The sequence below is a fragment of the Pseudomonas brassicacearum genome, assembly GCF_003732265.1.
GTDB classification, from domain to species: domain Bacteria; phylum Pseudomonadota; class Gammaproteobacteria; order Pseudomonadales; family Pseudomonadaceae; genus Aquipseudomonas; species Aquipseudomonas brassicacearum_D.
Genome location: NZ_MOBK01000415.1, coordinates 1 through 568, shown reverse-complemented (window position 1 = coordinate 568; position 568 = coordinate 1). Strand labels below are relative to the sequence as shown.

Below are 568 nucleotides of genomic sequence, written 5' to 3'. Positions count from 1 at the left end.
AGTAAAATCAAACGTCGACGGTGTCGGCGGCTTTGCTGTGGAGGGGCTGGTGCAGCTCGGCTTCACGCTGCTCGGCATCGCGGTAGTCTAGGTACTTGCGCTGGGTGGCGATGTGATCGGCGACGTGTTTGGCGTCGTGCCACACGCCCCAGATAAATGACGAGCCACGGCGCGACTGCCATGGCAGACCGAGGAAATACACCCCCGGCTCACTCGACACGCCGCGCTGATGCACAGGCTTGCCCTTGTCATCGAACGCCGCGACTTGCAGCCACGAGTAATCCACGGCGAACCCGGTGGCCCAGATGATCGAGGTCACGCCAGCCTTGGCCAGATCGAGATCGGCCAATGGATTTTTCACGCACTCAGGATCCGGAAAAGTTTCGCGCGCCTCCGGTTCTTCCGGCAGATCGAGGCCGTTGCGCTCGATGTAGGCATCGGCGGCGTCCAGCAGCGCCAGATAATTTTCGTCGCCGCGAGTGAGGTTGCCGACCAGGTCCTGCTTAAAGGTCACCACGCCGTTATTGAACGATTCGGTGACGCCAACCAGGGTCATGCCGCGATGGGC

The 568-nt window shown here is 61.4% G+C and carries 1 pseudogene; it reads right to left on the bottom strand.

The features are described 5' to 3' along the window. Positions 1-7: 7 nt before the first annotated feature. Positions 8-568: pseudogene (locus BK660_RS32005) on the bottom strand (FAD-dependent oxidoreductase); the annotation flags it as partial.